Origin of the sequence: Pseudomonas fluorescens, assembly GCF_902497895.1 — a bacterium.
In the GTDB taxonomy this organism is placed as follows: Bacteria; Pseudomonadota; Gammaproteobacteria; order Pseudomonadales; family Pseudomonadaceae; genus Aquipseudomonas; species Aquipseudomonas fluorescens_BP.
The window spans coordinates 21,589-30,371 of the sequence record NZ_CABVHQ010000070.1 but is presented as its reverse complement, the minus strand read 5'-3'; the positions used below and the strand labels follow the sequence as shown (position 1 = coordinate 30,371).

General features: G+C 59.9%; 8 protein-coding genes. 2 read left to right on the top strand and 6 right to left on the bottom strand.

The genetic code is table 11. The features are described 5' to 3' along the window. A partial coding sequence (locus tag F8N21_RS25465; RefSeq protein WP_224788291.1) for a PfkB family carbohydrate kinase occupies positions 1 to 232 on the top strand: 232 nt, incomplete at its 5' end. Between the two features lie 25 nt (positions 233 to 257). On the opposite strand, the gene F8N21_RS25460 is transcribed toward F8N21_RS25465, so the two are convergent. The 6 genes from F8N21_RS25460 to F8N21_RS25435 all read right to left on the bottom strand — a co-directional run bounded on the left by F8N21_RS25460 (position 258) and on the right by F8N21_RS25435 (position 7,579). Beyond that, positions 258 to 1,076 carry a helix-turn-helix transcriptional regulator gene (locus F8N21_RS25460; protein WP_150644759.1) on the bottom strand — a complete coding sequence of 273 codons (819 nt, stop codon included), beginning with the start codon at positions 1,074 to 1,076 and terminating at the stop codon, positions 258 to 260. After that, positions 1,073 to 2,398 carry an MFS transporter gene (locus F8N21_RS25455; protein ID WP_150644758.1) on the bottom strand — a complete coding sequence of 442 codons (1,326 nt, stop codon included), beginning with the start codon at positions 2,396 to 2,398 and terminating at the stop codon, positions 1,073 to 1,075. Before F8N21_RS25455 ends, F8N21_RS25460 begins: the two co-directional genes overlap by 4 nt. Positions 2,399 to 2,439: 41 nt before the next feature. Next, on the bottom strand, positions 2,440 to 2,622 hold the full coding sequence (locus tag F8N21_RS25450; RefSeq protein ID WP_150644757.1) for a DUF2783 domain-containing protein: 183 nt from the start codon (positions 2,620 to 2,622) through the stop codon (positions 2,440 to 2,442). Continuing rightward, positions 2,619 to 4,331: an FAD-dependent monooxygenase gene (locus F8N21_RS25445; RefSeq protein ID WP_150644756.1), complete on the bottom strand. Its 1,713-nt coding sequence runs from the start codon at positions 4,329 to 4,331 to the stop codon at positions 2,619 to 2,621. The genes F8N21_RS25450 and F8N21_RS25445 overlap by 4 nt, the downstream gene beginning before the upstream one ends. A 474-nt stretch (positions 4,332 to 4,805) precedes the next feature. Continuing rightward, on the bottom strand, positions 4,806 to 6,464 hold the full coding sequence (locus F8N21_RS25440; RefSeq protein WP_150644755.1) for an arylsulfatase: 1,659 nt from the start codon (positions 6,462 to 6,464) through the stop codon (positions 4,806 to 4,808). Next, the gene (locus F8N21_RS25435) at positions 6,464 to 7,579 is read right to left on the bottom strand and encodes an SMP-30/gluconolactonase/LRE family protein (RefSeq protein WP_150644754.1); all 1,116 of its coding nucleotides are present in this window, start codon (positions 7,577 to 7,579) and stop codon (positions 6,464 to 6,466) included. Before F8N21_RS25435 ends, F8N21_RS25440 begins: the two co-directional genes overlap by 1 nt. Positions 7,580 to 7,774: 195 nt before the next feature. Here F8N21_RS25435 and F8N21_RS25430 point away from each other — a divergent pair, with 195 nt between their 5' ends. Beyond that, positions 7,775 to 8,719: a p-hydroxyphenylacetate 3-hydroxylase reductase component gene (locus F8N21_RS25430; RefSeq protein ID WP_150644753.1), complete on the top strand. Its 945-nt coding sequence runs from the start codon at positions 7,775 to 7,777 to the stop codon at positions 8,717 to 8,719. The last annotated feature ends 64 nt before the right edge of the window (positions 8,720 to 8,783 follow it).

Sequence of the window (8,783 nt, the reverse complement as noted above, 5' to 3'; positions counted from 1 at the left end):
CTGGTCGGTGCCGGCCCGTGCCGTGGTGATGGCCGATACCGTGGGCGCCGGCGACACCTTCCAGGCGGCATTGATCGCCTGGCTGACCGAACAGCAGCTGGATTCGGTGGAGGGCTTGCAGCGCTTGAGTCGCGAACAGATCGACGGCATGCTCAGCTTCGCCGTCAGCGCCGCCGCCCTGACCTGCGGCAAGACCGGGCCGGACTTGCCTTATCGGCATCAGTTGGATTGAGATCTGTCCAGTGATCAACGCGTGCTCAGGTCCAACGATCTCTCACTACCAGCCCCAGCAATTCTCGATGTCCGCTGACACCCACTTTTCGATAGAGCCGCTTGATGTAGGTAGCGGCGCTTGAGGGCTGGATACCCATCAGGGGCGCAATGTCTTCCGCCCGCAGGCCACTGAGCAAATGCCTGAGCAGTTCACGGTCCCGACGAGTCAGTTCAGGATAGAGTTGCTCGACGCGCTCACTCAGCAGGGACGGCATCCGATTGGCTTCGATATAGGCGCGATAGTGCAATCGCGTGACTTGAATCAGTAACGGCGCAACCGACTCGATAAATTCGATTTCGCGCTGATTGAAGTTGCCGTGTTCGCGACCTCGATAGAAGTTGATCGACAGCCAGCCCCCGCCCTCCTCCTGATGATTGAGCAAGGCCATGCGCTGGGAGATTTGCGGCTGTTCGTAACAGACTCGCCGATAGTCACGATGGGTGATGTCTTCGACTGACTGAAGCTGAGCGAGGATTCGCGCACCACCGTATTTTGCCCTATGCCCGAGCATCGCCTGGCGGTTGCCATCCAGGCTGTGAAAACGCTCGACGTAATCCCGGGAAATACGCGATATTTCCACCAGCCTGGCCTGATCGGAACACGACAACACCTGCGGCTCCTGGCCCTCGGGATAAGCGAAAATGGTACATTGAGCCAGCGGCATCACACCCCGCACCAACGTCAGTAACTCTGCCGCCAGCCAGGTCCGGCAGTCCTCGCCAACCCTGGCCAATAGATGGGCGATTTGCCCCGTCGTCAGTGGGACCTGGTTGTAAACGGTGGTGAGCGGCCAGTGGTTCATTCAGGGATCAATTCGCGCGTTGAAGGTTGGCGTTCGTGGGGCAGCGTCCTCACCAGTATGGCAGCCACCAGTAACAGCAGCGCCGCGTACAGACAACCGGCCGTATAGGTGTGGGTCAGGTCTTTGAGCCAGCCTACCACCAAGGGGTTAAGGGCCGACCCCAGATTACCCACTGCGTTGATCACCGCGATGCCCACTGCCCTGGCTTGAAAACTCAACGAGCGATCCGGCAGGGTCCAGAAAATCGACATCGCCGTGTAGGAACCCGTCGCTGCCATACAGACCCCGGCCAGTTGCACGATAGGCTCGCTCGACAGGGCCGTGCAGAACCAGCCCGCCGCGGCCATCAGCATCGGCAGCGCCAGGTGCCAACGCCGCTCCTGGGTCAGGTCCGAGTGTCGGCCCCAGAGGATCATGCCAATAATGGTGCATATTTGAGGAATTGCCGACAGCAATCCGATCAGCGTATTGCTCTGACCAGCGCTGAAGCTCTTGACGATCAACGGCGTCCAGACCGCGATCATCGCCAAGGTGTTGACCAGGCAGAAGTACACCACACAGAACAGAATCACCGCTGGCGACAGTAACTCACGTCCCCAATGAGCGTGGGGGGAAGGTGCCTGGCGGTCCCGCTCCATCAACTCGGCCAGCTGCAGTTTCTCATCGTCGCCCAGCCAGCGCGCCTGGCGCGGGTGATCGTCCAGATAACCGTACACCGCCAGACCGAGTATTACGCTGGGCAATCCTTCGAGTAGAAACAGCCATTGCCAGCCTGCCAGGCCCCAGTGGCCATCAAGGCCCAAAATGGCGCCGGACAGGACCGAACCAAAACCCGCGGTAAACGGCATGGCGATCATAAACAGCGCATTGGCCCGCGCCCGGTATGCCGCCGGAAACCAGAACGTCATATACAACAGGACACCGGGCAGAAACCCCGCTTCGGTGATACCGACCAACGCACGCAACCAATACAGGCTGGCCGCATCATGCGCAAACAGGGTTGCGGTCGACGCCACGCCCCAGGCAATCATCAGGCTGCCGATCCAGCGACGGGCGCCGATTTTCGCCAGGACCATGTTGCTGGGGATGCCGCACGCGATGTAGGCCAGGTAGAAAATCGTGGTTGCCATGCCAAACTGGGTACTGCTCAAGCCCAGGTCGTCCATCATCGTCAGCCCGGCAAAGCCGATATTGATGCGGTCCAGAAATGAAAAAACGAAGCAGATGAAGAGAAACCACAGCAGGCGTTTCGAGACTTTGGCGATGACCGGCGGATGAGCGCCGGCCTCCTTACCAGGGGTCACAGCAAGACGGGATGGCATGGGATGATCCTGTTTTTGTAATTATTGGCTTACGCAAGGTTTTACAGGTCCTGCACGGCGCATTCGATCAGTTCGTCGAAGCGCTCGACATCGTTCAGTGCCTCGGCCGCCAGCAGCGCCAGTTTGACCAGAAACAACTCGCTGTCGTTGCCCGTACGGTCAATCGCCTCGGCGAGCCGATCGTAGACGCGTTCAAGGTCTGTCACGTTCATCGACTGACTCATGGTTGGTAGCTCCCGTTGTGGCCAAGGGCCTGATTTAATCCATGGCGCAAACGCTCTGCATCCAGCTGCAGCCAGCGGGCGCAGACGTGCTGGTCCGGGCGCGCCAGATAGGCGGCGCCTGCCTGCTGCACGCCATAACGCGCGCTGAACAGATCATCGGGATCGGCCAGGGTCAGGTCAGCGTGTTGCACCTGACTGACTCCATTCATGGCGACCGCGATCACTTGTATCGGCAGCCCCTGACGGCGCAGGGCCTGGACTTGGGCAACGACGCCGGCATCGAGTACCGCCGCGTCAGTGAAGCAAATCAAGTGATAGGCGGGCGCCAGCTCGTCGAACAAATAATGCTGCTCGGCCAGACGAACATTGAGCAACGGCGCACCGTTGCGCGGCCCGCCGGTGAACAACAGGTTATCGTCGTCCACCGCGTTGAGTCGCGAATCAGCGTAGTCGTGAGCCCTTGAGGTCCGCCAGTGATACAGCGGGCGCACGAACTCCTGGGTCAACGACAGCGACAGCACCGCATCGCGTAACAGTCGATAGCCGCGACTGGGCGGCGCCATGAACCGCGTGCTCTTGCCTGCCTCTTCAATGATTTCGCGAGCAGCCTTGACCCGTTCGTCGCTGTAAGAGGCCAGCAGTCCGGCACCGGCCAGGCCTTTGATGTGCAGTGCCAGTTTCCAGCCCAGGTCGTGGCAATCCTGGAACCCGGTATTGGCGCCACGCACGCCGAAAATCGGTAACAGATGCGCCGCATCGCCGGCAAAGATCACCCGGTCATTAATGTATTGCGCCAGGGTCAGCGCCCGGGCCGAGTACACCGAACTCCAATCCAGCTCCCATACCGGGTTCTCGACGTTGAGCATCGCCAGTTGCGCATCGATGCGCTCGCGCAAGGAGTCGGGGTGCAGCGCCTGTTCGGGCGTTTCGTCCACGGGCAACTGGTAATCGATGCGCCAGATATCGCCTGGCTCGCGGTGCATCAACACGGTGTTGCCGGGGTTCCAGGAGGGATCGAAAAACGCCAGGCGTTCGGTCGGCAGATCGAGCTTGATGCGGATGTCGGCAATGACGAACCGCCCTTCGTAGGATGCACCTTCAAGCTTGAGCCCCAGCATCGAACGCAATACGGGGCGGGCGCCATCAGCGGCCACCACCCAATCGGCCTCCAGGGTATAGACATCGCCCGGGGTATCGACTTGCAACACGGCACGGTCGACGTCTTGCTCGATATCGATGACTTTATTGCCCCAACGCAATTCGATCAGCGGCTGTGCCTGGGCGGCCTCCACCAGATGTTGCTCGAGGTACTGCTGTTGCAAGTTGGTCATCGGCGCAAAACGGTCGTGCTCGTCGACCGGTGCTTCCATGCGAAAAACCCGTTGGCCGCGGTAGTACGAATTGCCGAAACGCCAGGGCAGGCCCTGCTCGGTCACCGCCTCGGACACCCCCACTTGCTGGAAAATCTCCATGGAACGGCGGGTGAAAACAATCGCGCGGCTGCCTTCACAGACTTGCTGCTGAGCCGCCAGAACGGTACTTCTGACACCGTAGCGCGCCAGTTCGAGCGCCAGCGTCAGGCCAATGGGTCCGGCGCCCACAATCACCACGGGCGAGCGATTGACGACTCCTGGAGACGGCACGAAAGCAGGATAAACCTGATAGGGAAAATACAGGGATTGATGGGGTACGACTTGAGGCTGATGCATGGTCCGGTGGCTCCCGGTTTATTGTTATCGGGGATTGCTCTTGGCTCGGACCACTCTAAATCCATGTGCAAAGGGGGATGTCCCCTGCGGGGGACATCTTGCTGGAGCATGCGAGGAACCAGCCCGGTAGCGGGCGATGATCTGGAAAGTCAGACTTTGAACACCCTGCACCTGCCTGAACTGACTCCAGGCAATATCGCTCAGGAATTGTCCAGACTCAGGAGAACTGCGGCCAACCCGTGAAAGATCCAGGTAATGCGCAACCGTAGTTCAGGTACTGACATCCGGGCGGCTTCTCGCTACGAACGCAGAAAGGACCTGGCGACACAAACACCATCAGCGAAAGAGCCACCAGCAGTGACACGGAGAGAGCGATGAGCGTTGTTTTTATTTTCATCGTTATGATTCCGACACAGATCAGAGAACATTCATTTCAACATTTCAATTATTTCGCCTGAACACCTCGCGACCACCTCACCTGGCAAGCGGCTCGATAACCCCTACTCGCTTCGCATACGCGAGCCACTCCCGGTGTAATTGAGCTACCAGCTCAGGATGCTCGCCAGCTATGTTCATGGTTTCACCCCGATCCTGCGCCAGATTGAACAGCTGCCAGTCGTAAGGTTTATTCAGTAAAGGCAAGCCACGTGGAGCCTCGGCCGCCACAAGTTTCCACTGGCCCTTGCGCACATAGGCTTGCCCGAACAACTCGCCCACCAGCAACGCCTGGGCATCCACCGAACTCTCGGCGGCTCGCGTCAACAGAGGCAGCATGGAGTTTCCGGTAATCGGGAATTTGGGCTTGCTGCCATAGAAGGCTCCGGGATTCGGTAAACCAGCCAGCTCGAGGAAAGTTGGCAGCAGGTCATCAACCCTGGCGGGGACATTCAGCACGCCATGACGACCCTGGTCATAAGGCAGACGCACGATGGCCGGTACGCTGATCCCCCCTTCGCCAGTGGTGCCCTTGAACAGGCGGAACGGGGTGGCACTGACCTCTGCCCAGCGCAGGCCATAACTGAGATTGGACTGGCGACGCCCGATGTTCTCGTAGCGGTTGTCGGTGTTGGCTGTGTTGGGCGAATAACCCTTGCTGTGATCCTCGCCCGCTGCGCCGTTGTCCGACATGACGAACACCAACGTATTGTCGTACTGCCCGGTGCGCTTCAGATAATCGAGCAGACGGCCGATGTTGTGATCAAGGTTATCGACCATGGCTGCGTAAACCTCCATCTTGCGGGCTTCAACCTTGCGCTGCTCGGTGCTTAGCTCTTGCCACCGGGCCCCGGCGGCATCAGGTAGCAACGCCGCGGGGTTGAAGTTCCGGGCAATCAGCCCGAGCTTCTTCAGATTATCCAACCGCGCCTCGCGGGTGGCGGCATAACCGAGGTCGTAGCGGCCCTGGTACTTGGCGATGAAGGCATCAGGTGCCTGCACCGGCCAGTGGGGAGCGGTATAGGCGGCATAGGCGAAAAACGGCTTGCGATTGCTGCGCTCGGACTCGATGTAGCCAATCAGCTTGTCGGTGTAAAAATCGCTCGAGTAGAATTCATCGGGTACTTGCGCAGGCTGCCCATCCTCCCGATAGGAGACCTTTTCTACCCGCAGCTCGGAGCCAGGCTGCGGAGCGAAGTGTGTCGCCCCACCATCCAGCAGCACGAAGGATTTGTCGAAGCCTCGGACTTGCGGCCCCTGCTCATCCTTCATGCCCAAATGCCACTTGCCCACCATGTAGGTCGCATAACCGCCGTCTTTCAGGAGTTGCGCCATGGAGTGCGAATGCGGCGTGAGATAACCTTCGTAACCCGGCTGACCCTGCAGGCGCGGGGAGAAAGGCAGTACTTCGGCCATGCTGCCCAGCCCGACAAGATGGTTGTCCGTCCCAGACATCAGCATCGAGCGCGTAGGCGAGCAGGTAGGCGCGGCGTAAAAGCTGGTGAGTTGCAGGCCATCGGCGGCCAATTGATCAAGCGTCGGCGTCTCGATCTCGCCACCGAAGCTGCCGAGATCCGAATAGCCCAGATCATCGGCTACGATCAGCAAGATATTAGGCCGAGTATCGGCGGCCACGCCCCACAGCGGCAGTAACGCTGCGACCAGCACGGCCGTGAGCACGCCAGGCAAGCGCGTCATCATTGACTCCCGGTTATTGATTCGGGGTCTGAACGCCCCTGGCGTATGGACTCAGGCATGCCGTCCAGCTTGAGCAGACGATCACCGGTATAGGCTCCGACGAACAGCTTCGTCCCGACCTCGAGCGCCACCGAAGCACCCGCCAACAGCCCCGGTGGGGCCTTGAATAACACCTCGGCCGTGGCCTGTTCGGGATCAATCAGCGCTACCTGGAATGCACTCGCGCAGTGTTCATCCCGGGCCTTGAAGCAAGCGCGGAAGACGTCCGGGTCTTCGATACCGGCGGCGAGCAACTGGCCCTTCGCCGTCCAGCTGAGGTTATCGGGCATAAAGTCCAGGACAATGCGCTGCCGGGTAGTCCCTTGCTGCAGGTCGAACTGCCGCACCTCCTTCGCAGTCCAGGCAGCGAACCAGGCTTGGCGCCCATCGGCACTGACCTGCACACCATTGGGGAACGGTGCGTCGCTGCCCTTGACCTTGACCAGAGGCAGCCCGGGCGCCCAGGTCATCAAATAGCCCGTGTCACGGCCATCGAGCAGCTGCTCCAGCGGTATCGCAGGCGCCATACTGTCCGACTCGAACATCACCGTAGCCACCAGGCCACCACCCGGAGTGGCTGCTACGTCATTGAACCGTCCTGATCCCCGTTGCTCGACGCAGCCATGCCAGACCGCCACCCAACTACCATCCAGCGGCTTGAGTTCAAGAAATTCGATGGCTTCGCGTCCGTTATGGTTGACCACCAGCAACTGCTGGCGACCATCGACGCGTGGGGACAGGTGAATACCATGTGCCCCCAACAACTTGTCCGGCGCTGCGCAGCTCTCCTCCCCCCAGCCAGCCTGGGGAGCAACGGAAAGCGGCAAATCGCGAGCCTGCTGCGTAGCCAGATCCATGATTCGCAAACGCGATGCATGCTGCCCGGACAACCCCGGGGTGATACCCATTAACAGGTAACGCCCATCCGGCGATAACACCAGATCCTCTGGCGGTTCAATACCGCACAGTGGCTGATACCCACTCCCGGCAGCGCAGGGCGGTGGTGTAGCGGCATAGGTCATGAAACCTGCCATCGCGCAGGCCAGCCCAACCAAAGCGCTTGAACGCTTGTGCATATCCAACTCCCTTGTCCTGGTCGCATCAGCTCAAGCCACAAATTACCAACCCTTGCGGACCAGACCAGACAAACAAACTGAAAGGCGCATTCGGTTTAACGCCAATGAAGCCTCGCCCCAGATTGATAGGATGGCTCGACCTACACCCAACCTGGATCCTGCCCGCTTTGCGTGCATGGACCTGCGGAGCCCCCTATGACAAGTGCAGACACCGCTCTAGATCCTCGCCTATTCCGCCGCGCCCTGGGCAACTTCGCTTCCGGCGTGACCATCGTCACCGCCTGTGGACTCGATGGCCGCAAGGTGGGCGTCACCGCCAACAGCTTCAACTCGGTATCACTGGAGCCACCGCTGATTCTCTGGAGCCTGGACAAACGCTCCACCGCCTGGGAGGTCTTCCAGGAAGCCAGCCATTTCACGGTCAACATTCTGGCTTCGGACCAAATTGCCCTGTCCAACCATTTCGCCCGGTCGCAAGAAGACAAATTCGACGGTATCGAACACCATAGCGGTCTGGGTGGCGCATCGCTGTTCAGCGGTTGCTCGGGAAATTTCCAGTGCGCCAACTACCAGTATGTAGATGCTGGCGATCACTGGATCATCATCGGCAAAGTGGAGAAGTTCGAAGATCAAGGCCGCGCGCCGCTGGTCTACCATCAGGGCGGCTATGCCATGGTCCTGCCCCATCCGCGTGGGCAAAAACCGCAAGGCACAGACACGTGCGAATCCAGCGACCTGCTCAATACCAGGCTGGGCGACAATCTGTTCTACCTGATGATCCAGGCGGTCAACGCCAGTCACCCGCGCTTTGTCCAGCAGCATCTTTCGCTGGGCCTGCGCAACAGTGAGTCGCGTCTGCTGATGGTCCTCGACAGCGCCCCGAACGCTAGCCTGGGTGAACTGCAGCAAGCGGTGTCAATGCCGGCACGCGAGGTGGAGGAAGCGATGGGCACCCTGCAGAGAAAGGGCTACCTGCAGCTCAGTGACGATCAACGCAACGTGACCGCCGACGGGCATACCAAACTGGAAGATCTGTGGAATACCGTGCGCAAAGCCCAGGAAGATATCTTCAGTGCATTGACCGAAGGGGAGCTGGAAGTGTTCAAGAAGGCCCTGCGTCTGGCCATGGCAGCGCGCTGATCGCCCTCCACTGCGGGGCCTGAATGCCGTCAGTACAGCGCACCCGCCCAAGGCGGTGTGCGCT

Coding starts and splice junctions, on each gene's coding strand:
- F8N21_RS25460 (WP_150644759.1), bottom strand. CDS start 1,076: ATGAACCACTGGCCGCTCACCACCGTTTACAACCAGGTCCCACTGACG.
- F8N21_RS25455 (WP_150644758.1), bottom strand. CDS start 2,398: ATGCCATCCCGTCTTGCTGTGACCCCTGGTAAGGAGGCCGGCGCTCAT.
- F8N21_RS25450 (WP_150644757.1), bottom strand. CDS start 2,622: ATGAGTCAGTCGATGAACGTGACAGACCTTGAACGCGTCTACGATCGG.
- F8N21_RS25445 (WP_150644756.1), bottom strand. CDS start 4,331: ATGCATCAGCCTCAAGTCGTACCCCATCAATCCCTGTATTTTCCCTAT.
- F8N21_RS25440 (WP_150644755.1), bottom strand. CDS start 6,464: ATGACGCGCTTGCCTGGCGTGCTCACGGCCGTGCTGGTCGCAGCGTTA.
- F8N21_RS25435 (WP_150644754.1), bottom strand. CDS start 7,579: ATGCACAAGCGTTCAAGCGCTTTGGTTGGGCTGGCCTGCGCGATGGCA.
- F8N21_RS25430 (WP_150644753.1), top strand. CDS start 7,775: ATGACAAGTGCAGACACCGCTCTAGATCCTCGCCTATTCCGCCGCGCC.